Below are 24,005 nucleotides of genomic sequence, written 5' to 3'. Positions count from 1 at the left end.
GATGTGGGGATCCGTCATATCGGAATGGGCGAGCCTGCTGCTGCGCTGGCTGCACGTGGTGGCCGCGATCGCCTGGATCGGCAGTTCCTTCTATTTCATCGCCCTCGACCTCAGCCTCAGGCCCAAGCGCAACTTGACGGGCGACCTGCCCGATGGCGTGCAGGGCGAGGCCTGGCAGGTCCATGGCGGCGGCTTCTACCGGATCATGAAGTACCTGGTGGCGCCCAGCCGCATGCCGGACGAGCTGACCTGGTTCAAATGGGAGGCTTACACCACCTGGCTGTCCGGCTTCGCGCTGATGGTGGTGGTGTACTATCTCGAGGCCGATCTGTTCCTGGTGGACAAATCGATCCTCGACCTCACGCCGGTCCAGGCCGGCCTGTTCAGCCTCGCGAGCCTCGCGCTGGCATGGCTGCTCTATGAAGTCGCCTGCCGCAGCGGGCTTGCGCAGCGCGAGCTGCCCTTTGCCGTCGGCGGCTATCTGTTCCTGGTCGCGCTGACCTACGCGTTCACCCACGTGCTGAGCGGCCGCGGCGCCTTCAACCAGATCGGCGCGATCATCGGCACCATCATGGTCGCCAACGTCTTCGCGCTGATCATCCCGAACCAGAAGAAGATCGTAGCCAGCCTCATCGCGGGCCGGGCTCCCGATCCAAGACTCGGCAAGGCGAGCAAGGAACGCTCGGTCCACAACAACTATCTGACGCTCCCCGTGGTCGTGCTGATGATCAGCAACCACTATCCCCTGCTCTACGCCACGCGCTACAACTGGATCATCGTCGCGATCATCCTGGCGCTGGGGCCGGCGATACGCCACTTCTTCAACGAGCGACACGCGGGGCGCAGATCGCCTTGGTGGGTGTGGGGCGTGGCGGCAATCGGCGTGGTCGCGATCCTGTTCCTCTCCGCGGCCGGCCCGCGCGAGGTCAAGACAGGCGCGCTGCCGGCACAGCCGACACTCGCTCATGTCGAGGAGATCGTCATGTCCCGCTGCAGCATGTGCCACGCGGCCGAGCCGGTCTGGGCCGGCATCGTGACCCCCCCGAAAGGCATCCGGCTCGACGCGCCCGAGCATGTCCATCGCAACATCCGCCTGATCGGCCGTGTGGCCGCCTGGTCGAATGCCATGCCGCCGGGCAACATCACCGAAATGACCGGCGAGGAGCGCGCCATCCTCGCCGCCTATATCGCGCGGGCGCGCTGACGCTCCCACACGAGGTGCGTCGCGCGGAATGAAATTCCGCATCTGCCGCTGAATTGAAAATGACTTGACCGCCTGTCCGGCGTAGACAGGACCGGCGGCCGCCGGCCGCGGCCCAAGGTCAGCTTGCAATCGGGGAAAGAACAGTGGCCCTCAAGAACGTCATCGGTATCGACCACGCCGTGGTCATGGTGAAGGACCTCGACAAGGCGGCCGGGAATTATCGGCAACTCGGCTTCACGGTGTCGCCGCGCGGCACCCACAGCGCGCATATGGGCACCGGCAACTACACCATCATGTTCGACCCCGACTACATGGAGTTGCTCGGCGTGCTTGCTGCGACCGAGCACAACGCACCGGCGCGCGCCTTCCTCGACAGGCGTGGCGAAGGCATCGAGCGTATCGCCTTCACTGCGGTCGATGCCGCCGCCGGCGCGGAGGAGATCCGCGCGCGGGGCCTGACGCCGATCGGCCCGACGGATTTCGAGCGGCCGGTGACGCTGCCCGACGGCACGGTCTCGGCGGCGAAATTCCGCACCTTCATGTGGCCGACCGCGGAAGCGCCCGGCGGCGTGCGCATCTTCGCGTGCCAGCACAAGACCCGCGAGACGGTGTGGATTCCCGAACTGATGCAGCACGCCAACGCGGCGAAGCGGATCGAGCAGACACTGATCGCAACGCCCGAGCCGGCGAAGGAAGCCGCGCATCTCGGCCAGCTGATCGACCGCGCGCCGAAGGCCGAGACCGATGGCGCGGTCACGGTGCCCTCCGGCGGCGATCGCGCCGACTTCGTCTATTTGACGCTGGAGCAGCTCGGGAAGCGCTATCCCGGCGTGCCGCTCGCCGGCCTGTCCGAGCGCGGCGGCGCGGCACTGGTGCTCATCAGCGGCGATCTCGCGGCGACAGAGAAGGCGCTGGGGTCGGCTGCCGTGCGGAGCGGGGCTGCGATCTGCGTGCCGCCGGCCAAGGCCAACGGCACCCTGCTCGCCTTCATTGCCGGCTGATTTGAACCAATTCTTTAACGGGTGTTTACCCCGGCCGCTTTAGGGTTCCCGGCAATCCAAGTCGCCGGGACCATACGCATGTTCAAAGAGGGATCGCCGATCGCCTATGACGCGCCGGCGGAGCTGAAGAAGTGGCCCTCGCTGAGGGGCGAGAGGCAGAGGGATCGCGGTCCGCCCTATCTCGTCTACAACGGCACACTCGCCGAATGCGTCCGCGAGCTCATGGGCAAGCCGATCAAAGGCATCTCGCTCTACGACATCATGACGAGGCCACAACCGGCCTTCGATCAGACCGTGCTGTCACCGGGCGATGCCGCCGAGATCGCGATGCGCAAGGATTTCCCCCAAGACTAGTTCGAGGCCTGCTAACCTGCGCCAAGACGCTCGGCTCCACTTTCCCCAAGCGAAGGCCGCGCCTCCGTTTCGCGGAACCCGAGATGCCATCGAGAAGTGCCGGGATCGTCGCCTATCGGAAGCGCCGGGAGATCGAGGTCCTCCTCGTTCATCCCGGGGGCCCGTTCTGGCGCAACAAGGATCTCGGTGCGTGGTCGATCCCGAAGGGCGAATATGCGGACGAAGAAGATGCAGAGGCCGCCGCACGACGGGAGTTTGCCGAGGAGATTGGGCTTGAACTGTCCGTGCCGCTGATCGCGCTAGGTCAGGTCAAGCAGCGCGGGGGCAAACTCGTCACCGCATTCGCGGCCGAGTTCGACATCGACACGGGCAGCATTCGCAGCAACACGTTCGAGATCGAATGGCCACCTCGCAGCGGCAAGCGGCAGACCTTCCCGGAGGTCGACCGCGCCGCATGGTTCACGCTCGAAGCGGCGCAGGAGAAGATCAACGCGCGACAACGTCCCCTGCTCGATCGGCTGGCGCAGCTGGCGGGCGGCGAATAGGCTGCCGCGACGCCGATCACGCTTGCGGGAGAGGCGCAGCGGCGCCCGTGCGCCCTACTCCGCCTTGATGTTCGCCGCCGCCACGACCTCGGCGAGTTCCTTCGTCTCCTTTGCGATCTTGGCGGCGTAGTCGGCCGGGCCGAGCACGCTGACGACGCCCTGCGAGCCGAGCTTCTCCGCGACCGCGGGATCCTTGGCAGCGGTGACGATCTCCCGGTGCAGCGTCTCCAGGATCGGTGCGGGCGTCGCCTTCGGCATGAAGAAGCCGACCCAGAACGAGATATCGAAGCCGGGATAGCCCGCTTCCGCGACGGTCGGCACGTCGGGCAGCGCCGGCAGCCGCTCGGCCGACGACACCGCCAGCGCGCGCAGCTTGCCGGCCTTGACCAGCGGCACCGCGGAAAGCGGATCGAACACCGCCAGCACCTCCTGCGCGAGGATGCCGACCTCGGCGGCCGAACCGCCGCGATACGGCACATGGATCAGCTTGATGCCGGCCTTCTGGCTGAGCAGCTCCATGGCGAGATGGGCGAGGTTGCCGTTGCCGCCGGAGCCGTAGGCAAGCGCGCCGGGCGCGGCCTTTGCCGCGGCGACGAGATCGGCGACGGTCCTGATATTGGCCGTCTTGGGATTCTCGGGATTGACGACGAGCACGAGCGGCGCCGAGACGACGGTAGTGAGCGGCGCGAAATCCTTCTCCGGATCGTAGCGGATATCCTTGAACAGCGTCTTGTTGAGCGTGATCGTGGACGAGTTGCAGGCAAGCATCGTGTAGCCGTCGCCTTCCGCCCGCGCCACGCCCTCGGCAGCGATCATGCCGTTGGCGCCGGCGCGGTTCTCGACCACGAAGGGTTGTCCGAGCTTGTTGCTCAAGCGGTCGCCAATGATGCGCGCGACGACGTCGACCGGCCCGCCGGCGCTGAAGCCGACCATGACCTTGACCGGCCGCACCGGATATTTCTGCGCCAGCGCCTGCGTCGACAGCGCAGACGCGCACAATCCGGCGATGACTGCCAGCAGGCGGGCCACTCGTTGCATTGGTTCTCTCCCCAGACCTCTTGGCGCCGCTTGTGCAGGCTTGTTGATGCGACGCATTGGAAGATCATGAATAGCGGCGATCCCGGATTTCGCAATCGTGTTTGGGCGCCGGCATTCCGCCGCACGGCACGTGCGCACCCATTCCAAACAAAAAATGCGAAAACAACCCCATGCACAGTAGACGGCCGCTGTCGAAACAAGGACTTGCGCGGGGCGCAATGATCTTCGGATGTTGCGAAATCGATTTTGACTCGTCGGGCAAAACAGGGGCATAATGGCATCATCGCGATAACCGTGAGCAACCCGGCCCGCCCGGCCATGGCGCCTCGCTGCGATCGCGCACAAGCCCTTCATCGACATCTGAACATCGCAACCGCCGCACGGCAGCTGCGCGGGGCGGCCTCGCCCGGCGAGCCTCCTCGCGCCTGCCGTGGGCCCAAGGAGATACCGACATGACGACAGCCCTGGCACGCAACAGCACGACGCCCGTCACCAAATATGACGGCAGCAGGCCGAGCCCGCGGATCAAGCTCACCCGGCGACGCATCCTGATCCAGCATCCCGACGCGCAGGCCGGCGAACGGCTGATGGGCGAGGCGCTCGGTGCCGCCGACCGCGACGCGCTGCACGGCATCCTCAGGCAATTGATGAAAGCCAGCGTGATCCTGCAGAAGCCCGATGAGGCCAATCTCGCCTTCATGATCTCGATGATGAAGAGCATCGCGCCCAGGGATTCCCTCGAAGCCATGCTGACGGCGCAAATGGTGTCCGTTCACGTTGCCACCATGCGCTCCGCCTGCCGGCTCGCCTTCACCGAAGACCTCTCGCAGCAGGAAGGCATCACACGCACATTGACCCGGCTGGCCCGCACCTTCGCAGCCCAGCTGGAAGCTCTCAACCGCCACCGCGGCAACGGCGAGCGTCCGATCACGGTGCAGAACCTGTCGGTGCAGGACGGCGGCAGCGCGATCGTGGGGAATGTCACGCAACAGGCGCAGCTGATCGCCGCCGAGCCGGGTCATGCGACGGACGCGGGACTGGTCCCGTCCCGCGACGCCGGTGAACACGAACACGACCGGGCCGCGTCCTTGCACGGCGGCACCGCATGAGCGCCGATCACATCCGCAATACGCGCGCGATGTCGGCGAGCCCGCGCTGCGGCGCCGGCACACGCGGCGGTTTCGCCTGCCGCGCGCCGGCCGTGCGCGGCAAGGTCCGCTGCCGCATGCACGGCGGCGCCGCGGGATCGGGCGCGCCATGGGGCAACCGCAATGCGCGGAAGCACGGCACGTTCACACAGGAGCGCATCGCGGAACGGCGGGCGATCCGCGCGCTGCTGGATGAAGCGCGGAAGCTGTTGGTCGAGATGAAGCCAGACGGTAACGGGCCGACGAGTTGAGTTTGAACTTCCGCCCAATGAGCCATTGATGGCTCATCTGGACCTCCATGGTAAGGTCTATGGACCAAGGCCCCCCGTGCGCCAGGCCACCCCTGCCATTGGCAGGCTCACCCCAATCATGTACCCCACCCAAAACCTTCACGGGACGGGACGCCCATGACCACCCCCCACGACGCGGGACACGCCACCCGTGCGCTGATCTTTGCGCTGGTCGCGCTGGCCTGCGGGCACATGCTCTCCACCCTGCTGCGCACGATTCCGGCAGTCAGCCTCGACCTGATGGCCGCGGATTTCCACATCGAGCCGCAGGCGCTGGCGAGCCTCACGTCGGTCTATCCTTTCGCCTTTGCGGCGGCGCAGATCCCGGTCGGTGCGGCGATGGACCGGTTCGGCGTGCGGCCGGTGGCGCTCAGCCTGCTCGCGGGGACCGTGTTCGGCGCGGTGGCGTCGGGATTTGCGACGGGGCCGGAAAGCTTTGCGGTCGGGCAAGTGCTGCTGGGCGTTGCCACCTCGGGCATGCTGATGTGCCCGATGACGCTGGCGGCCAAGCAATTGTCGGCTTCGCGGTTCGGGCTATGGTCGGGCGCGATCCTCTCGATCGGCAATATCGGCATGCTGCTGTCGGCGAGCCCGCTCGCCTTTGTGGTCGACAATTGGGGCTGGCGCGCCGGATTCTGGATCTCCGCGATCGGCGGCGTCGCGGTGGCGGTCGCGGTGTTCGCGCTGGTGCCGAACCAGCCGGCCGAGCACAAGGACGAGTCCTCGCCGCTGGCGCAGATGATCGAGGTGCTGCGCCTCGGCCTCTCCCGGCCCTTGCGCGGCCTGATCGCGCTGGCGCTGGTGTCGCTGGCGACCTCGCTGGTGCTGCGCGGCCTGTGGGGCGGGCCGTGGCTGATGCAGGCCAAGGGCCTGTCGCGGGTCGAGGCCGGCAACCAGCTCGGCGCGTTCACGCTGGCGATGATCATAGGTCCGCTTCTCATCGGCATGATCGACCGCAGGCTCGGCCGCCGCCGCGCGCTGGTGGCGGGCTCGCATATGGCCGGGGCGGTGCTATTGGCGCTGATGGCGTTGGGCGCGCCGCATTACGCGGTCTCCACGCTGTTCGGCGTGCCCGTGATGCCGCCGCAATACGACCTCGTGCTGTTCGTGCTGATCGGGCTTGCGACCTCCGCGCAGCCGCTGCTGTTCGGCATGTCGCGGCAGCTGGTCGACGCGCAAACCGCGGGCAAGGCGCTCGCGGCCGTCAACCTCGCCTTCTTCCTCGGCGCGGCGCTGATGCAGTCGGTGACCGGCGCGGTGGCGGCGCTCGCGGGCTTGCCGGCCGTGCTGCTGTTCATGGCTGCGGCGCTTCTCGCGGGCTCACTGATCTTTCTGGCCTACACGAGAACCATCTGAACGGCGCGTCGGTCGCGCGGTCAACCCGGAGGTGCCCGGCGGCGCAACAAACAAAAGTCTCATCAGTTAGCCATAAAGTGGGGGCCACCTCGTCTTTCGAGTGGCGGGATTTCCGGCTATTGACGTCTGACACCCCTCGATTTCCATGATCCGAATGCCCGCAGCAATTGTGTCCGAAATGGCGAAGCCGATTGCATCCAGCGACCGCAAGCCGCCGTCCGAGGAGCGGCGCGTGAGCCTGCTCGTGCTCTGCGGCCTTGCGCTGGTGATCGGGGTGATGACGGGCCTTGGCGCCGTGGCGTTTCGGGCCTTGATCGGACTGGTGCACAACCTGTTCTACAATGGCCGATTGAGCCTGGTATACGACGCCAATGTCAGCGAAGGCGCCAGCCGCTTCGGCGATCTCGTCCTGTTTGCGCCGATCATCGGCGGGCTGATCGTCGTTTTTCTCGTGAGGCGCTTTGCCCCGGAAGCCAAGGGCCATGGCGTTCCCGAGGTGATGGACGCAATCTTCTACAAGCGCGGCAACATTCGCGGCACCGTGGCGGTGGTCAAAGCCCTGGCCTCGGCGATATCGATCGGCAGCGGCGCAGCCGTCGGACGCGAAGGGCCGATCATCCAGATCGGCTCGGCGCTCGGCTCGGCTTTCTCGCAGTTGATCGGACTATCGACGCGGCAGAAGATCACGCTGCTGTCCGCCGGGGCAGGCGCAGGCATCGCCGCGACCTTCAACACGCCGCTGGGCGGCGTTCTGTTCGCCCTCGAAATCCTTCTGCCGGAGGTATCAAACCGTACCTTCCTTCCAGTCGTGGTCGCCACGGGCGCCGCGACGACGATCGGGCGCATCCTGATCGGTCCGGATCCCGCCTTTGCCGTACCCGACGTTCAATTCCCGATGGTCGCCTCGTTCAACATTCAGGAAGCTGTCGCGTTCGTCGCGCTCGGATTGATCTGCGGCGTGGCGGCCTGGGCCTTCATTCGGGTGTTGGTCTTCATGGAGGACGGATTTCCAAGGCTGACGCAGAACGAGTACGTCCAGAACGTTCTCGGCATGGCCGTGATCGGCCTGATGATGGTGGGCCTCACACACGCCTTCGGGCACTCCTACATCGACGGCGTCGGCTATTCGGTCATCCAGGATATCCTCGACCACAGGATGACGGCGGCCGGCCTGCTCGCACTGTTGTTTGCGCTCAAGCTCGTTGCAACGACCGTGAGCCTCGGCTGCGGTGCCTCCGGCGGCATCTTCTCGCCGTCGCTCTACCTCGGCGCCACCCTGGGCGCTGCTTTTGCGGCCGCGACCAGTTCGATCCTTCCGCATTCCGGGTTGACACCGTCTTCCGCCGCCATCGTCGGAATGGCGGCCATCGTCGGTGCCGGAACGGGTGGCGTGATGACGGCGATCGTCATGGTGTTCGAAATGACCCGCGACTATGCGATTATCGTTCCCGTGATCGTCGCGGTCGCGCTGGCTGCCGGCGTACGGCGCGCGCTCGTCAACGAGACGATATACACCGTGAAGCTGCGCCATCGCGGGCATCGCATCCCGAAGGAACGACACATCAATCTCTACCTGGTCAAACAGGCCCAGGACATCATGGAGCACCGTTTCATCGTTGCCAGGGCCGGCACGACCCTGAAGCAGGCCATGATTGCGGAGGATACCGACGATGCCCGCGCCATCGTGGTCGAAAGAGACGGCCGGATCGTGGGACTCATCCCGCCGCGTTCGGGCCTCTGGGCCGAGTCTCATACCAACCCCGATCTTCTCGTCGAGCGATTCGCCGAACGGAGGCTCGTCATTTGCCGGGATGAGGATCTCCTGAGTCTCGTCCTTGCGAGGCTGCGTCGCCACCGCGCCGGCGCGGCAATCGTCTTTCGCGGCCGCTCACGTCCGCGCGTCGACGACATCGTCGGTATCGTCACCAAGCGCGTGATCGCCGATGCCGTCATCGGCAGCTACGAGGATTGATCCGCGCCGCATGATCTTTCCGGAAGACCGCTTCGCGCTTGACCGGATTGCTTCAGTATCCCGGCGACGGTCCATTCCCAGGCGCGATCGCATCATGGTTGGGGCCGAGTGTCGCCAGATAGCCGATGATGTCGTGGCGCGACGGCGCATCGAGCACGCGCACCGGCATTCTCGCGCCCGGCACCAATTTTTGCGGGCCGGCCAGCCATTCGTCCAACTTGTCCCCGGTCCAGTTCAGGTGAGCCGTCCTGAGCGCCGACGAATAGCCGTATCCCGCGACGGAGCCCGCCGGGCGGCCCACCACCCCGCCCAGTTCGGGGCCGGCCATGTTCCGGTCGAGGGCGTGGCAAGCGCTGCAACGCTGGGCGAAGAGCTCGCGGCCATGAACGATGTCCGGCGGAGCACCGGCGAGAAAGCGCGACAGGTTCTTTGCTTCGGACGGGTTCGCCGAGCGGCCCATGGTATAGCTCAGCGTGATCGTGTCGACATGCTCCGTGTCGGCGTCCTTGCCAAAGGCCGGATCGACATAGAACACGACCGGCATATCCACCTTCTGATGCGGATCGAGTCGTTCCTCGTTGAAGCAGAAGCACTGAATCTTGTTGAAGTAGATGCCGCTCGTTTCCGGCGTGACGTTGAACGTCGCGTGTCCGACCGTCGCCTCGTCACCGAGATTCTCGGCGCTGAAGAAGACGAGCTTCTGCTCGCCGAGACGAACCTGGACGGAGCGCTGCTCCGGTGCGAATCGCCAGGGCAGCCCGGGCGCGACGTTGGCATCGAACGCAACCGTCACCGTTCGTTCGGAGCTGGTGGCCGGATCCGAATAGACTCGTTGCGTTGTTCCCCCATATCCGGTTGCACCGCAAAATATGCGGTAGAGCACCGGCGAATAGGCGACCAAGCCGGACATGACGGCGAGGACAGCAAGGCAGGGTATGACAACGTTCAAGTTCTTCCGATAGCGCGGTTTCATCGTCATCCCCGAAACGATGGTCGTGCCATCGCAGTGCCTGGATCGGTTCGTGATCCCCCGATAGCTCCGCAAGTCTCGCCACGCCAGAAGGGAAGAGCCGCCTTTCGTCGGGTTTGACGATGTTGTGATCCCGAACTAAAGCCGGGCATCTCCGCATCGCCCGTTATGCCAGGGCAACTGTTGCAACTCGACGAAACGGAGCCGCTGTCATGAGCACTGCAAACACTGTTTACGACGAGCACGAAGGCCGCGTGGCGACGATTACGACGATCGCGATCGAGGCAAAGGCCGTCATACGCAGCGAGAGCGAGGCGGAGATCATCCCCACGAACGATCAGGATGCGGAAAAGGTGGTCTACGCCAGGGCATTCCAGGCCTGGGCGGAAGGCAAGATAGGCGGAAACGCCGAAGACATCTTCGAGACCGTGCAAGAGGTTCTCGAAATCTAAGCCCTTGTCGTCGGAGTGCCGATCTGTCGGCTTGCATGGACTGTCCGAGGCCTTGCGCTGCGGCCTGTCGCAGGGGATGCTGACGGCCCGTGCACCAAAGGACCGATTCATGCCCGTCGACACCAAAGCCGCCACCGACCGTCTCATGCGCTTCCTCGCCGTCGAGGGCGTGACCGGACAGGAGGCGGCGATCGGGCGTGAGCTTGCCGCCGCGCTGAAGCAGGCCGGTGTGCCGGCGAAGGCGATCCGGCTCGACGACGCCAATACGCGCATTCCGGTGCCGACCGAGACCGGGAACCTCATCGTCGACCTGCCCGGCCGCGGCGCGCTGCACAACCAGCCGCGCATCATGTTCATGACCCACATGGACACGGTGCCGCTGTGCGCCGGCGCCAAGCCGAAGAAATCCGGGCGCAAGATCGTCAATGAGGCCAGGACCGCGCTCGGTGGCGACAATCGCTGCGGCTGCGGCGTGCTGGTGACGCTGGCGGCCGAGCTCGAAAAGCAGAAGCTCGATCATCCGCCGATCACGCTGCTGTTCTGCGTGCGCGAGGAGAGCGGGCTCTACGGCGCGCGGCACGTCAAGCTCGATGAGCTCGGCGCGCCGGTGATGGCGTTCAACTATGACGGCGGCTCCGCCTCCAACGTCGTGATCGGGGCCGTCGGCGCCGACCGCTGGAGCGTCGAGATCTTCGGCCGCGCCTCGCATGCCGGCGTCGCGCCGGAGCGCGGCATCTCCTCGACCATGATCATGGCGCTCGCCCTGGCGGACGTGAAAGCCGGCGGCTGGTTCGGCAAGGTGGTGAAGGGCAAGCGGCAGGGCACCAGCAATGTCGGCCCGGTCACCGGCGGCGAAGGCCGTCCGGCGGGCGACGCCACCAATGTCGTCACCGACTACGTCCACGTGCGCGGCGAAAGCCGCAGCCATGACGGCAAGTTCTTCAAGGAGATCACGAAGGCCTACAAGGCCGCGTTCGAGAAGGCAGCCAAGAAAGTCACGAATGCACAAGGCAAGTCCGGCAAGGTCAAGTTCAAGGCAGAGACCGATTATTATCCGTTCCGCATGAAGGACAGCCAGCCCGTCATCAAACACGCGGTCGAGGCCGTGTCCGCGGTCGGCGGCACGCCGAACGTCCGCACGGCCAATGGCGGCCTCGACGCCAACTGGATGGTCCGCCACGGCATCCCGACCGTGACCTTCGGCGCGGGGCAGAACGAGGCGCACACGGTCGACGAATGGATCAATCTCGACGAATACGACCGCGCCTGCGCGCTGGCGGTGCAACTCGCGACGATGCGGTGATTGACGTCTGTAGGGTAGATTAGCCGAAGGCGTAACCAACCTCTTCTGCTTCCGTGGATAGGAAGGATGGTGGGCGACGCCTGCGGCTAACCGACCCTACGAAAGTACGAAACAAAAACAAAAGGGAGGCCAACATGCCGCGCATCGCAAACATCGAATCCGGGCTCTACCGGATCCCCCTCCCAGTCACGCTGTCCGACTCGACCCATGGCGAGATCGCGGCGTTCGAGCTGATCACCTGCCGCATCCGCGATACCGATGGCGCAGAGGGCGTCGGCTACACTTACACCGTGGGCCGCAATGGCGGCGCTGTCGCGGACATTCTCAGGCGCGAGATTCCGCCGCTGATCGAAGGCCGCGAGGCCGACGACACCGAAGCGATCTGGCACCACGTCTGGTGGGCGCTGCACTATGGCGGGCGCGGCGGGCCGGTGGTGCTGGCGCTCTCCGCGCTCGACATCGCGCTGTGGGATTTGAAGGCGCGACGCGCCACGCTGCCGCTGTACCGGCTGCTCGGCGGATTCAATGCGCGGGTGCCGTGCTATGCCGGCGGCATCGACCTCGATCTCTCCGTGGATGAGCTGCTCGCGCAGACCGACGGCAATCTCGCCAAGGGCTTTCGCGCCATCAAGATGAAGGTCGGCCGGCCCGACCTGAAATCCGATGTCGCGAAGGTCTCGGCGATGCGCAATCATCTCGGCGACGGCTTTCCGCTGATGGCGGATGCCAACATGAAGTGGACGGTCGAGGAAGCCATCCGTGCGGCGCGCGCCCTCGCTCCCTACGATCTCACCTGGCTCGAGGAGCCGATCATCCCCGACGACGTCGCGGGCCATGCCCGCATCATGCAGGCCGGCGGCGTGCCGATCGCGGCCGGCGAGAATTTGCGCTCGCTCTGGGAGTTCAAGAACTACATCGCCGGCGGCGCGGTGTCCTATCCCGAGCCTGACGTCACCAATTGCGGCGGCGTTTCCGCCTTCATCAAGATCGCGCGGCTGGCGGAAGCCTTCAACCTGCCCGTCACCAGCCACGGTGCCCACGACATCACCGTGCATCTGCTCGCGGCCTGCCCGAACCGCTCCTATCTGGAGGCGCACGGGTTCGGCCTCGACCAATACATCGAGCATCCACTGGTGCTGCAGGACGGCAAGGCGCTGGCGCCGGACCGGCCCGGGCATGGCATCAGCTTCGACTGGAAGGGACTGGCGAAGCTGGCGGCATAGCGCGCCGTCAAGCCTTGCCATGACGATGTGGTTGCATGCGAACTATTCGCTGGCCCCGGATCCACAGGCCGAAGATTTCGGTATGGTGGCGGGTCGCTACCGGAAGAGACCCGCCTTGACACCCGAACTGCACCAGAAACTGACCGCATGGCGACGGCACCTTCATGCGCACCCGGAGCTGTCGCTCCAGGAGAAAGAGACCGCTTCCTTCGTGCAGGACAAGCTCACCGAGCTCGGCATTCCCTTCGTTTCGGGCGTCGGCGGCCACGGCATCGTGGCGACCCTGACGCGCGGGCATGCGCAGAGCCGCGTCGGCTTGCGCGCGGACATGGATGCACTTCCGATCACCGAGGACACCGGCCTGCCCTACGCCTCCAAGACGTCGGGCGTGATGCATGCCTGCGGCCATGACGGGCACACCGCCTCGCTGCTCGGCGCCGCCGCGCTGCTCGCCACCGATACGAGCTGGAGCGGCTCGGTCGATTTCATCTTTCAGCCGGCGGAGGAAGGCTTTGGCGGCTCACGCGCGATGGTCGCGGACGGGCTGTTCGACCGCTTTCCGATGCAGCGCGTCTTCGGCTTTCACAATTGGCCGGGCCTTGCCGCCGGCACTATCGCCGTTCATGACGGCGTCGTCATGGCTTCCGGCGGGCGCGTGACCATCACCATCGAGGGCCATGCGGGCCACGCCGGCATGCCGCATTTGACGCGCGATCCGGTGGTGGCGGCCGGCCATCTGATCGTGGCGCTGCAATCGATCGCCTCGCGCGGCGTCGACCCGCTCGACACCGCCGTGCTCTCGCTCTGCACGATCGAAGGCGGCACCGCGCCGAATCAGATCGCCGGGCGCGTCGCCATCCGCGGCACGCTGCGCTACCACCGCGAGGCGGTCAAGGGCGTCATTCTCGACGGCATCGAGCGCACATGCGCCGGGATCGCGACGAGCTTCGGCGTCAAGGTCACGCCCGAGATCGTCTGGGGTGTGGGTGTGGTGATCAACACGCCCGCCGAAGCGGGCCTTGCCCGTATCGCCGCGGAGAAGGTACAGGCGCCGGTGCGCCGCGACCTTGCGCCGAGCATGGCTGGCGAGGATTTTGCCCACTACCTCCAGCAGCGGCCGGGCGCCTTCGTCTGGATCGGCAACGGGCCCTTGCGCGATGGCGCGGAGCTGCACGGCCCGCGCTACGATTTCAACGACGCGATCTTAACCGTCGCGTCAAGCTGGATGGCCGAGGTGGCCAAGGCGGCGCTAGCGTCGAACTAGCTCACGAGATCTCGCGCGGCAGCTTCCAGTCCGGCCGCGGCTCGAACGTCTCGTCGATGCGCGCGACGTGATAGCCGGCAGGAAGCAGGTGGCCGCCCTCCTCATCCGCGACCGGAACGTCGGTCACGAGGCCCTCGATCAAGGCGGCTTCCCACACCTCCTTCTCTGTCGAAAAGGGACTGCCGATCTGCTTGTTGCCTTCGAACAGCGCGTACATCGGTTCCGGTCCTTGCGTTGGCAGTTCACCAGCAACGTATCGGCTGCCTGGACGTTCCCCTCCGGCAAAGGCAACGGAGGGCACGGAGACGACAATGGCGCGCGTTCTGGTCGGAACTTCGGGCTGGCATTACGATTCCTGGCGCGGCCCGTTCTTCCCTGAAGGCGTGAAGCTGAAGCAGCAGCTCAGCTACTATGCCGGGCAGTTCGACACCACGGAGCTGAACGGGGTATTCTACCGCACGCCAACCCCCGAGGCTGTGAAAGGCTGGCGCGAGCAGACTGGCCGCGATTTCGTCTTCGCCTGGAAGGCATCGAAGTTCATCACGCACTGGAAGCGCCTGTCGGAGCGCTCCGTCAACAGCCTCGAGCTGCTGGAGGACCGCATTTCCAGGCTCGGCGGCAAGGCCGGCCCCATCCTGTTCCAGCTGCCGCCGCAATTCGAGGCAAATGCCGACCGCCTCGCGTCGTTCTTCAAGCTGCTGTCACGGAAACGGCGTTACAGTTTCGAGTTCCGTCATCCGAGTTGGTACCAGCCGCGCATCTTGCGCATGCTGGCGGACGAGAACATCTCGCTGTGCCTGTCCGACCATCACGATGCGCCAGCGCCGTGGAAGCGCACGGCGGACTTCGTCTATGTACGCGGCCACGGCCCGAGCGGGCGTTATCACGGGCACTATACCAAGGCGACGCTGGCGCAATGGGCCAAGCGCATCAAGTCCTGGAAGCGGCAGGGCTGTGACGTCTACATCTATTTCGACAACGACCAGAAGAGCGCGGCACCCGCCGACGCAAAGGCGCTGAAGCAGTTGCTGTGCCCCTAGATGATGTCACCCTGCCGAAGCGCCGCGATCGCAGCCGCGTCATAACCGAGCTCGGCGAGGATGCGATCGGTGTGCTCGCCGAGGGTCGGCGGGCGGCTCGCGATTTCGCCCGGCGTCTCCGACAGCCGCACCGCGGCGCGCGTCACCGGTGCAGGCTTCGGCAGACCGGGATAGTCGACGTCCTGCATGAAGCCGGCGGCGCGGATGTGCGGATGATCCAGCGCCTGTTGCGGGCTGAGGACGGGGCCGGTCGGAATCATCGCCTGACCCAGCGCGTCGACGGCCTCCTGCGTGCTGCGCTCGGCACACCAGCGCGCCATCCGCTCGCTGACGATGCGTCCGTTGTTGCCGCGGCTGATGTCGTCGGCAAAGCGCGGATCGTTCAGCCACTGCTCCTCCTCGCCCATCAGCCTCGCCCAGCGCTTGAACAGTGGATGGCCGGTGACCTGGCAGAGCACCCAGCCATCCCTGGTGCGGTAGATGTCGGCCGGCGCCGCGGTCTGGCCGAGATTGCCGGTCGGAACGCGGTTGACTGATATCACTGCCTGCTCGATCAGAGTCGCATTGGTGAAGGACAGCGCGGTTGCGAGCAGCGCGCCCTCGACGATCTGCCCGCGCCCTGATTTGCCGCGCTCGATCAGCGCGGCGAGCGTGCCGAACGCGCAGTGCAGCGCGGTGCCGAAATCGACCCAGTTCACCGCGGCCCGATACGGCGGATCACCCGCGCCCGTCATGTACACCGAGCCCGACATCACCTGCCCGACGCCGTCGAAGCCGACGCGGTCGGACCAGGGTCCCGGTCCGCCGAACGCGGTGGCCGTGGTCAGGATGATGTCCGGCTTGATCGCCTTGAGCGAATCGTAGTCGAGATTCATCGCGCGCAGCGTCTGCGGCGGCAGATTGGCGACCACGACGTCCGCGGTTGCGATCAGGCGGCGCATCACCTCCTGCCCTTCCGCCCTCATCGGATCGAGCGTGATGCACTTCTTGTTGCGATTGACCTGGAGAAACAGCGCGCCCTCGCCGCCCTCGCCCACCGGCGCCACGAAACGATCCTCGCTGCCGTCGCGCTTCTCGACCCGAATGACCTCGGCCCCGAACTCGGCCAGCAAGGTCGCGCAATAGGGCCCGGCGATATAGCGCCCGAAATCGAGCACGCGCACGCCCTCCAGAACTCCTCCCATCGATCCCTTCCCTTCTGTTTTCTTCAGATTACAGGGGCTGGCCGCGACGGCAAGGTGGCGCCGCGCATCACCAATGGCCTTCGGATGTGACCGCGGACGGTTTCGGCTGGTGCGCCGGGGCCGCAAATGCATCGGCGCGGAGGACGTGGCGGATCAGGCCGGACGCCGAGACCACCTGTGCCCGCTCGACGCCGGCCGCTCCCCTTCGCTCAACATCTTGCCGCTGGCGATGTTGACAAAGTGCAACGAGGCGCAAGCAGGACATCGGACGGATACGTGCGTGGCCGCGGCACCGGACGTTGGGCCGGAAAGCCAGTGCTGCACGTTCATGCCAGTGCGCGGGCATTTGAACAGGATGTTGCGCTCCATGCTGTACATATGCGCCCGGCCCTCCGGCATTGAAATTGCGGGCGAGTACTTACGCAAATGTCCTGAACGGATCCACGCGGGAGTGGCAAGGATGCCGCGAAGCGCTGGTGCGCAGGTTGCCGAGCGAGAACGCGATCGTCGGTCAGGACGAATGATCGCGCCCCTTGAGCTGGATCAAGACAGGATTGTGACGCTAATTGTAGCATTGTATCGGCATCGGGAACGCTTTCCGAGGTACCGTTGCCGGAAGGAGCGAAGTTCGGATTTCTAGGTATTCCGCGCGCCGCCTTCATAGACAGGTGCAGAAAACCGCGAACATGGAGCAGGCCGGAGAGCGGCTCCGCCGGAGAGTTCGATGGAACGAAAGTCGGCAACGCGGGTTTGTTGGACGAGCTCAGCCCCCGGATGGAAGAACCAAGCGAACAATCGGCCTCGGCGCTCCCATGGAGCCCGGGGCCGATTTGCGTCGAACCTCCGGGATCGTCTGGGCAATGGAGGACACCGATCAGGAGACCCGACATGCTTGCCGACATTCAGACCGACGATCTCACCGCGGTCGTGCGCTACGCACTGGAGACGACCCGCGCGACGACTGTCTGCCCGTTCCACTGCGACATGATCATCCGTATCGGAGATGACGCCGCCGAGAGCCATGCCTTCGAACGCGCCAAGCGAATAGTCAGAAGTGACGGCACGAAATGGGAGAAGGAAGCTCTCAGGATGGAACTTGGCCGTCAGCTCGGAACAGCCGCGGACGGCCGCTGCCCCAAGTGCGATGCCACCGCCTCGGGGCGTCCAGCTGGCCGCGAGTGACCGGATCGAGCCGCAGGAACTCACGCGGCGGGCACGCCGGAGATTGGCCGGTAGCCTAACAGTCAACGCGTGTGAAGCCCGCAGATGGAGTTGACCCCCATCCTGAACAGTGCGCGCAGACCTATTCGGAGGCCGGAATTCCCGTGAAAGCGACAAAGCCGACCGTCTCCATCATCCGCGGGAAATCCCGGACGGATATTCCGACGACGGACAAAGGAGATGATCGTCACCTTCCCCCGTCGGCCGAGAGGCGTCAGGTCGTCGACGAGTACGCCGACAATTTGAGGAAGATCATCCGAAGACTTCTTGGAAGGCTGAGTTGATCCCGCCGGCGGCGGGGGACGCGAAAGCTTGATTCAGCGCAAGGGCATGGAACGCAACCCTGATAGTAAAGGGCGAGATTGACAGGGAATGCCCGGATGACGCTTAAGAATTGGTGCGTGGTTCTCGCGATTTCGGCAGGTGCGGCGACATCCGCGATCGCTCAGTCCGATTTTCCGCCGTCCGCGAATGCGAAACAGGAGGCGCCTCGCCTCGTCGAGGTCATGGGCATGGCGCAGCTCGAGCATCTCAAGCTGTGGTATGCAGGCAAGGCGAAGAACTGGGACTTGGCCGCGTACGAGTTGCGGCAGCTGACGAACAGCCTGGCCGAGGCAGCCATCTTCTATCCGGCGGTGCCCGTCAGCAACGTGACCACGATGAAGGAGCCGCTGCTCTCGATCGCCGATGCGATCGCGGCGGGCGATGATCGCAAGTTCGCCGTTTCCATGCGCACGCTGACCGAGGGCTGCAACGCCTGTCACGGCTCGATGGGCCGCGGCTTCATTGCCATCGCTGTTCCGACCGGCGGGCAACCACCTGCCAACCAGATATTTTCGCCATCTGGGACCCGCCGGAAAAAATAACGCGCTGAAGCGGCGCGCAGCTCGGAACATCGGCACGAGGAGACGCCATGTCGCGGCCGTCGGGAACCGCTTACAGCCTGCCCCCGAGATCGGCTTGAGCTGCATCAACCCGGGGATCGAGTAGGCTCTTACCTTCGCCCGGCCCAGATGTCAGTGACCGGCGAGTCCTCCCGATGATCGAGCAATCCATTCCGGCCAAGGCTCTTCCGGCCAAGGCTGTGGCTGCCGAGTTCTGGCAAACGCCGAAGGACGAGCTCTGCCGCGCGCTCGGCTCAGGTCCGGAAGGCCTGGCACAAGTCGAAGCGAACCGAAGGCTGACGATCTTCGGAGCCAACCGCGCTGACGTCTCCCAAAGCCGGTCGGCCCTGCGCAAGCTCGGCCAACGTCTCTGGAATCCGTTGATTGCGATGCTGCTGGCGGCTGCGCTCGTATCCGGACTGAGCGGCGACATTGGCAGTTTTGCCATCATCGCGACCGTGCTGTCCCTCTCCATTACGCTTGATATCGTTCAGGAGCATCGTGCCGAGCGGACGGCCGAGGCGCTGCGGGAATCCGTCGCCATTCAGGCCGACGTTATCAGGGACGGCAAGGACATGACGGTTCCGGTGACGGCTCTCGTCCCCGGTGACGTCGTGAAACTCCGCATCGGCGACCTGATACCGGCCGATGGCATCGTCCTCGATGCCCAGGAATTGCATGTCAATGAAGCCCTGATGACGGGCGAGCCATTTCCGGCCTTCAAGACGGACGCCCCCTGCTCGGCGGCATTGCCGGCGGACGCCACGAACGCCCTGTTCGCGGGAACCAGCACCGTGGGCGGAAGCGGCAGGATGCTGATCGTGAGGACCGGAGGCCGGACGCGCTTCGGCGCGATCGCCGCGGCAATGGCCGCCAACGCGCCACCGACGGCTCTCGAGGAGGGGGTCCGAAGGCTCGGAGTGCTGATCCTTCGACTGACACTCTTTCTCACCCTCTTTGTGCTCATGGCTCATCTCGTCGCGCATCGTCCCGCAATGGAGTCCTTCCTCTTCGCGGTCGCGCTCGCCGTCGGCCTGACGCCCGAACTGCTGCCCATGGTGATGACGGTAACCCTCGCCCGTGGCGCGCTGCGCATGGCGAAGCGAAAAGTCATCGTCAAGCGACTGTCCGCCATTCACGACCTGGGCGCGATGGACACGCTTTGCGTCGACAAGACCGGCACGTTGACGGAAGCCAGGATCACGCTGGAGGCGCATATCGATCCGCAGGATCGGCCCAGCGGTCGCGTCCTGAGCTTCGCGCGCCTGAACAGCACGTTCCAGGCCGGCGTCAGAAGCCCGCTCGACGACGCGATATTGTCAGCCAGCCGCGATGCCCCGGACGGCTGGGTCCGGCTTGCGGAAGTCCCGTTCGACTTCGAGCGAAGATGCTTGTCCGTTCTCGTCGCACGGCACGACGAGCACGTGCTGATTGCAAAGGGAGCTCCGGAATCCATCCTGGCTCGCTGCGCTGCCGTGGAAATCGATGGCCTCGCCCATCCGCTCGACACCGCATGGCAGCGGAAAATGGCGGACATCCAGGCTCGATATGCCCGCGACGGCTTCCGGCTCCTTGCCGTCGCCATCAGGTCCGTTCCGGCAGGGCAGCGGACGATTGCCGTCGGTGACGAGACCGGTCTGACCATGCTCGGCTTCTGTGTCTTCGCCGATCCGCCGAAGCAGGATGCGGCCTCGGCGATTGAAGCGCTCACCTCGCTCGGCGTAACGATAAAGATCCTCTCGGGTGACCATGACGCCGTCGTCGCGCACGTCGCGCGGACGGTCGGTCTTCCGTCGGAGCGCGTCATGACCGGAGCCGAGATCTCCGAGCTCACCGATGCCGCGCTCGTCGCCCGGGTCGATGACGTCGATCTGTTTGCCCGGATCGACCCCGATCAGAAACGGCGGATCATTGCCGCACTTCGGCACCGCAATCACGTCGTCGGCTTCATGGGAGACGGCGTCAATGATGCGCCGGCGATCCACGCAGCCCATGTCGGCATATCCGTCACGGGCGCGACCGAGGTCGCCCGCGCAGCCGCCGACATGATCCTGGTGACTCCCGACCTGTCGGTGCTTGCGGCCGGCGTGCGCGAGGGTCGCAGAACCTTTGCCAACATCCTGAAATATGTCCGGATGGGAACGAGCTCGAATTTCGGCAACATGCTTTCGATGGCCCTGGCCTCGATCGTTCTTCCATTCCTGCCGCTGCTGCCGCTGCAAATCCTGCTGAACAATCTGATCTACGATCTCTCCGAAATCGGGATCCCCTTCGACGAGGTCGACCGCGAAGACGTCGCCCAGCCGGAAGCCTGGAACATGACGGGCATCCTTCGCTTCTCCATCGTCATGGGAATGGCGTCCTCCCTGTTCGATGCGATTACCTTCGTCGTTCTCCTCAACGTCTTCAACGCCGATGCGGCGCTGTTTCGAACCGGGTGGTTCGTGGAATCGATACTCACCCAGATCCTGGTCATCTTCGTCATCCGGTCTCGCCGCATGCCCTGGCGCGCGAACCGCCCTCACAACATCCTGATCGCAACGTCAGTCGGCGCCCTCGTCGCCGGGCTGGCGCTTGCGCTTGGTCCGTGGCGCGGACTGTTTGGCTTCACCGCGCTTTCCGCAGGACTGCTTGCGGTGATAGTCGCCATCGCAGCTGCCTATCTGATCTCGGCCAACGCCGCCAAACGCCTGGCAATCTCGCGTTCTTGACGCTCGAAACGGTGGATTTGGCCTGGTGCCGGGCGTGAAGATGGCGGCGCGCCGATTGCCCCCCACATTCAGCTGGAAGCGGAGCAACGCTATTTTGGTGGCTGGAGACCCCGAGAGTTGACCCATTCGTCGAGACGAGCTGCGACGTCGGCCCGACGAACCCGCGCGAGCAGGTCGTCCCGCTCGCGGCCGGGCTTCAGTTTGGTGGCCTGCTCACGGAGCCGTTCGGCCCACGCCGAAAGGCGATCCTGAAACGATGCCGTCTGCTTGACGCGCTGCCGCCTCACGGTGCTTCCCCCCATGTTGAGCGCCTGTTGGGCGAGGGACACGAGCACTCCGACCCGGCGCTTCGGCTTCAGGCTAGAAGCCGATCGGCTCGCGGCCTTGCGCTAGATCAATGAGGGGCCGAATTCCGCGATGTGGAGCAGGTATCGGGCTCCGGCAGAGTGAGCGCACTCCATCCCCTTACCGGTGCTCAGCTTGCGCCTGGATAAATCTGTTCGCGGTGAACTTCCCGGCCGCTCTCGTCGATGACGACGATCTTGAGCGCGGGATGGCCCTTCGGTCTTTCTCTGCGCACCTTGTCGGCGAGGTTCTTGCTGTGCGCGATGGCCGCGCCGTCACTCACAAGCTCCAATCCCGACTTGTCCCGGACGGGCACGCCGTCCTTGATATCGAAGTAGTAGGTGGGCATCGGTTCACTCCCGCGGCCCCACGCAGTTCGGTTGAAATCGTCATGCTGAGAGAAAGAGCCGCCGAGATGCGGGGGAATGAACCTCGGCGGCAACTGGGGGACGTAACGTGGGGTCGCGTTACGCAAATCAAATAATAGCGGGCCCGCGGATCCCGGGCTTGATCCGGATCAAGCCCGAGCTGTCCCGAGATACCCTGCGCGCCCCGGATCGCCCTTCAGGAGGATCAGATACATTTCAAGCGCTCATGCGTGCCGCAATCACGCGGCGACCGGCTTGCTCTCCTCGCTGCGCTTGCCGAGCAGCGGCGTGAACTGCTCGGACGTCACCGTTTCATTTGCGATCAACAGCTCGACACCGGCATCCAGGTCGCCACGCCGCCGCTGGAGGATGTCGCGGGCGCGGCGGTCTCCTTCCTCGATCAGGTTGCGTACGGCAAGATCGATCTCGCGGCCGGTTGCCTCGGCAGCTCCGACGATCTTGTCCTGGGCCGCGCCGAGAAACGCCTGCGGCTTGGGCGCATAGGTGCGTTGCCCCACCGTCTCGTCCATGCCGTACTTGGTCACCATTTCGATCGCGACTTCCGTCGCACGCTGAAGATCGTCGGCGGCGCCGGTGGAGATCGCACCGTCGAAGATAAGGCGCTCCGATGCGCGTCCTCCCATGAGCACCGCGATGCGGTTCTTGAGCTCCTCGATCGTCAGCAGGAACCTGTCCTCGGTGGGACGCTGGATGGTGTATCCCAGCGCGCCGATGCCACGCGGAATGATCGAGACCTTCTGCACAGGGTCGACGCCGGGCAGGCTGGCCGCGACGAGGGCATGGCCCATCTCGTGATAGGCAACCCTGCGCCTCTCGTCCTTGCTGAGCACCCTGCTCTTCTTCTCGATGCCGGCCACGATCCGCTCGATCGCCGTGACGAAATCGTCGAACGTGACCTCCTCACCGCTCCGCCTGGTCGCGGCGATCGCGGCTTCGTTGATGAGGTTTGCGAGGTCCGCGCCGGTAAACCCGGTCGTGAGTCCGGCCACCTTGTCGAGGTCGACGTCGTTGCTCATGTGAATCTTGCGGACATGGACCTTGAGGATGGCAACGCGCCCGTTCTTGTCCGGCCGGTCAACCAGAACCTGGCGGTCGAACCGGCCCGCGCGCAGCAGCGCGGGGTCCAGAATCTCGGGGCGATTGGTGGCCGCCAGCAGAATGACGCCGGCGCTCGGGTCGAAGCCGTCGAGCTCGGACAGCAGCTGGTTGAGGGTCTGCTCCTTCTCGTCGTAACCTCCGAACGACAGCGGCCCGCGGCTGCGTCCCAGCGCGTCGAGCTCGTCGACGAAGATGATGCACGGTGCCGCCTTTCGGGCCTGCTCGAACAGATCCCGAACGCGCGCTGCGCCGACACCAACGAACATCTCCACGAATTCCGAGCCCGAGATCGAGAAGAACGGAACGCCGGCCTCTCCCGCCACGGCGCGGGCCAGCAGCGTCTTTCCCGTTCCCGGCGGTCCGACCAGCAATATTCCCTTGGGCACGTGCGCCCCCAAGCGGCCATAGCTCTCGGGGTCCTTGAGGAATGAAACGACTTCCTGGAGCTCGAACTTCGCCTCGTCCACTCCGGCTACGTCCGCGAACGTGACCTTGATGTCCTTTTCGACATAGACCTTCGCGCGGGACTTGCCGATCGCCATCAGCCCGCCCAGGCCCTGGCCGCCGCCCATGCGGCGGCCGATCCAGAACCAGATCACGAAGAAGGCGATGACCGGAAAGATCCAGGACAGCAAGCTCTGCAGCACGCCGGCACTGGGAACGCCGGTCACGCTCACGCCTCTTGCCGCGAGCTTGTCGGCCAAAGCCATATCGACCCGCGCCGTGATGAATGCGGACTTTCCACTCGGAAGCGGTTCCTTCAATTTTCCCTGAATCATATCCGAGCCAACGGACACCTCGGCAATCTTGTCCTGTGTCAGCAGCTGCTCGAATTGGCTGTAGGGAATGGTTTCGATTGAACCGTACGTCGTGAGACCGAACTGCAGCACGACGAGCAGCAGGCCGCCTGCCAGAATTGCGGCCATGACCATGGCCTGCTTCCGTGAAACTTGATCGGACTCCACTCTGCTTCTCCCATCGCCATCTGCAGTGTGAATGGTAATGGGGAACGG

23 protein-coding genes are annotated in these 24,005 nt (G+C 65.1%); 16 read left to right on the top strand and 7 right to left on the bottom strand.

All coding sequences use genetic code 11. The features are described from left to right. Position 1: 1 nt before the first annotated feature. From XH87_RS02145 to XH87_RS02130, 4 genes are all read left to right on the top strand, one after another. Positions 2–1,204 carry a urate hydroxylase PuuD gene (locus tag XH87_RS02145; RefSeq protein ID WP_271586573.1) on the top strand — a complete coding sequence of 401 codons (1,203 nt, stop codon included), beginning with the start codon at positions 2–4 and terminating at the stop codon, positions 1,202–1,204. Positions 1,205–1,347: 143 nt separating this feature from the next. Continuing rightward, the gene (locus XH87_RS02140) at positions 1,348–2,205 is read left to right on the top strand and encodes a VOC family protein (protein ID WP_271585997.1); all 858 of its coding nucleotides are present in this window, start codon (positions 1,348–1,350) and stop codon (positions 2,203–2,205) included. 78 nt (positions 2,206–2,283) lie between these two features. Continuing rightward, a complete protein-coding gene (locus tag XH87_RS02135) occupies positions 2,284–2,559 on the top strand; it encodes a hypothetical protein (protein ID WP_271585996.1) in 276 nt (91 codons plus the stop codon). 83 nt (positions 2,560–2,642) lie between these two features. After that, entirely contained in the window at positions 2,643–3,104 is a 462-nt protein-coding gene (locus XH87_RS02130; RefSeq protein WP_271585995.1) for an NUDIX domain-containing protein, read from the top strand. A 54-nt stretch (positions 3,105–3,158) separates the two neighbouring features. Here the strand turns inward: XH87_RS02130 and XH87_RS02125 are convergent, their stop codons facing one another. Next, on the bottom strand, positions 3,159–4,142 hold the full coding sequence (locus tag XH87_RS02125) for a Bug family tripartite tricarboxylate transporter substrate binding protein (RefSeq protein WP_271585994.1): 984 nt from the start codon (positions 4,140–4,142) through the stop codon (positions 3,159–3,161). 452 nt (positions 4,143–4,594) lie between these two features. Here XH87_RS02125 and XH87_RS02120 point away from each other — a divergent pair, with 452 nt between their 5' ends. From XH87_RS02120 to XH87_RS02105, 4 genes are all read left to right on the top strand, one after another. After that, positions 4,595–5,251, top strand: a complete 657-nt coding sequence (locus XH87_RS02120) for a hypothetical protein (protein ID WP_271585993.1) — start codon at positions 4,595–4,597, stop codon at positions 5,249–5,251. Next, positions 5,248–5,541, top strand: a complete 294-nt coding sequence (locus tag XH87_RS02115; protein ID WP_271585992.1) for an HGGxSTG domain-containing protein — start codon at positions 5,248–5,250, stop codon at positions 5,539–5,541. The genes XH87_RS02120 and XH87_RS02115 overlap by 4 nt, the downstream gene beginning before the upstream one ends. A 156-nt stretch (positions 5,542–5,697) precedes the next feature. Beyond that, on the top strand, positions 5,698–6,936 hold the full coding sequence (locus XH87_RS02110; protein WP_271585991.1) for an MFS transporter: 1,239 nt from the start codon (positions 5,698–5,700) through the stop codon (positions 6,934–6,936). 154 nt (positions 6,937–7,090) lie between these two features. Continuing rightward, positions 7,091–8,908 (top strand): chloride channel protein, encoded by a 1,818-nt coding sequence (locus tag XH87_RS02105; RefSeq protein WP_271585990.1) that lies wholly within the window; start codon positions 7,091–7,093, stop codon positions 8,906–8,908. Positions 8,909–8,960: 52 nt separating this feature from the next. Here XH87_RS02105 and XH87_RS02100 read toward each other — a convergent pair whose 3' ends face one another. Continuing rightward, a complete protein-coding gene (locus XH87_RS02100; RefSeq protein WP_271585989.1) occupies positions 8,961–9,881 on the bottom strand; it encodes a cytochrome c oxidase assembly protein in 921 nt (306 codons plus the stop codon). Between the two features lie 209 nt (positions 9,882–10,090). On the opposite strand from XH87_RS02100, the gene XH87_RS02095 reads away from it, so the two are divergent. The 4 genes from XH87_RS02095 (at position 10,091) to XH87_RS02080 (ending at position 14,120) form a co-directional block, all read left to right on the top strand. After that, entirely contained in the window at positions 10,091–10,330 is a 240-nt protein-coding gene (locus tag XH87_RS02095) for a hypothetical protein (protein ID WP_271585988.1), read from the top strand. 109 nt (positions 10,331–10,439) lie between these two features. Then, complete coding sequence (locus XH87_RS02090) at positions 10,440–11,633, top strand: M20/M25/M40 family metallo-hydrolase (RefSeq protein ID WP_271585987.1); 1,194 nt, start codon at positions 10,440–10,442, stop codon at positions 11,631–11,633. A 134-nt stretch (positions 11,634–11,767) separates the two neighbouring features. Next, positions 11,768–12,856 carry a mandelate racemase/muconate lactonizing enzyme family protein gene (locus tag XH87_RS02085; RefSeq protein ID WP_271585986.1) on the top strand — a complete coding sequence of 363 codons (1,089 nt, stop codon included), beginning with the start codon at positions 11,768–11,770 and terminating at the stop codon, positions 12,854–12,856. Between the two features lie 115 nt (positions 12,857–12,971). After that, positions 12,972–14,120, top strand: coding sequence for an amidohydrolase (locus XH87_RS02080; protein ID WP_035713024.1), 1,149 nt, complete (start codon positions 12,972–12,974; stop codon positions 14,118–14,120). A 1-nt stretch (position 14,121) separates the two neighbouring features. Here the strand turns inward: XH87_RS02080 and XH87_RS02075 are convergent, their stop codons facing one another. Beyond that, a complete protein-coding gene (locus XH87_RS02075; RefSeq protein WP_035712988.1) occupies positions 14,122–14,337 on the bottom strand; it encodes a hypothetical protein in 216 nt (71 codons plus the stop codon). Between the two features lie 94 nt (positions 14,338–14,431). Between XH87_RS02075 and XH87_RS02070 the strand changes: the two genes are divergently transcribed. Continuing rightward, on the top strand, positions 14,432–15,160 hold the full coding sequence (locus XH87_RS02070; RefSeq protein WP_271585985.1) for a DUF72 domain-containing protein: 729 nt from the start codon (positions 14,432–14,434) through the stop codon (positions 15,158–15,160). On the opposite strand, the gene XH87_RS02065 is transcribed toward XH87_RS02070, so the two are convergent. Then, entirely contained in the window at positions 15,157–16,344 is a 1,188-nt protein-coding gene (locus tag XH87_RS02065) for a CaiB/BaiF CoA transferase family protein (protein WP_271585984.1), read from the bottom strand. The genes XH87_RS02070 and XH87_RS02065 overlap by 4 nt on opposite strands. A gap of 888 nt (positions 16,345–17,232) precedes the next feature. Here XH87_RS02065 and XH87_RS02055 point away from each other — a divergent pair. The 3 genes from XH87_RS02055 (at position 17,233) to mgtA (ending at position 21,160) form a co-directional block, all read left to right on the top strand. Beyond that, positions 17,233–17,526: a hypothetical protein gene (locus tag XH87_RS02055; protein WP_035712992.1), complete on the top strand. Its 294-nt coding sequence runs from the start codon at positions 17,233–17,235 to the stop codon at positions 17,524–17,526. A 551-nt stretch (positions 17,527–18,077) separates the two neighbouring features. Further along, complete coding sequence (locus XH87_RS02050; protein WP_333909163.1) at positions 18,078–18,431, top strand: hypothetical protein; 354 nt, start codon at positions 18,078–18,080, stop codon at positions 18,429–18,431. Positions 18,432–18,604: 173 nt separating this feature from the next. Continuing rightward, entirely contained in the window at positions 18,605–21,160 is a 2,556-nt protein-coding gene (mgtA, locus tag XH87_RS02045; RefSeq protein ID WP_271585982.1) for a magnesium-translocating P-type ATPase, read from the top strand. Between the two features lie 89 nt (positions 21,161–21,249). Here the strand turns inward: mgtA and XH87_RS02040 are convergent, their stop codons facing one another. From XH87_RS02040 to ftsH, 3 genes are all read right to left on the bottom strand, one after another. Continuing rightward, positions 21,250–21,489: a hypothetical protein gene (locus XH87_RS02040; RefSeq protein ID WP_271585981.1), complete on the bottom strand. Its 240-nt coding sequence runs from the start codon at positions 21,487–21,489 to the stop codon at positions 21,250–21,252. A 146-nt stretch (positions 21,490–21,635) separates the two neighbouring features. Next, complete coding sequence (locus XH87_RS02035) at positions 21,636–21,854, bottom strand: DUF6894 family protein (protein WP_271585980.1); 219 nt, start codon at positions 21,852–21,854, stop codon at positions 21,636–21,638. 258 nt (positions 21,855–22,112) lie between these two features. Further along, a complete protein-coding gene (gene ftsH, locus XH87_RS02030) occupies positions 22,113–23,957 on the bottom strand; it encodes an ATP-dependent zinc metalloprotease FtsH (RefSeq protein ID WP_271585979.1) in 1,845 nt (614 codons plus the stop codon). Between the last annotated feature and the right edge of the window lie 48 nt (positions 23,958–24,005).

The sequence above is a fragment of the Bradyrhizobium sp. CCBAU 53415 genome, assembly GCF_028128735.1.
Lineage (GTDB): Bacteria > Pseudomonadota > Alphaproteobacteria > Rhizobiales > Xanthobacteraceae > Bradyrhizobium.
The sequence above is the reverse complement of the archived record's forward strand: the minus strand, read 5'-3'. Positions and strand labels throughout refer to the sequence as shown.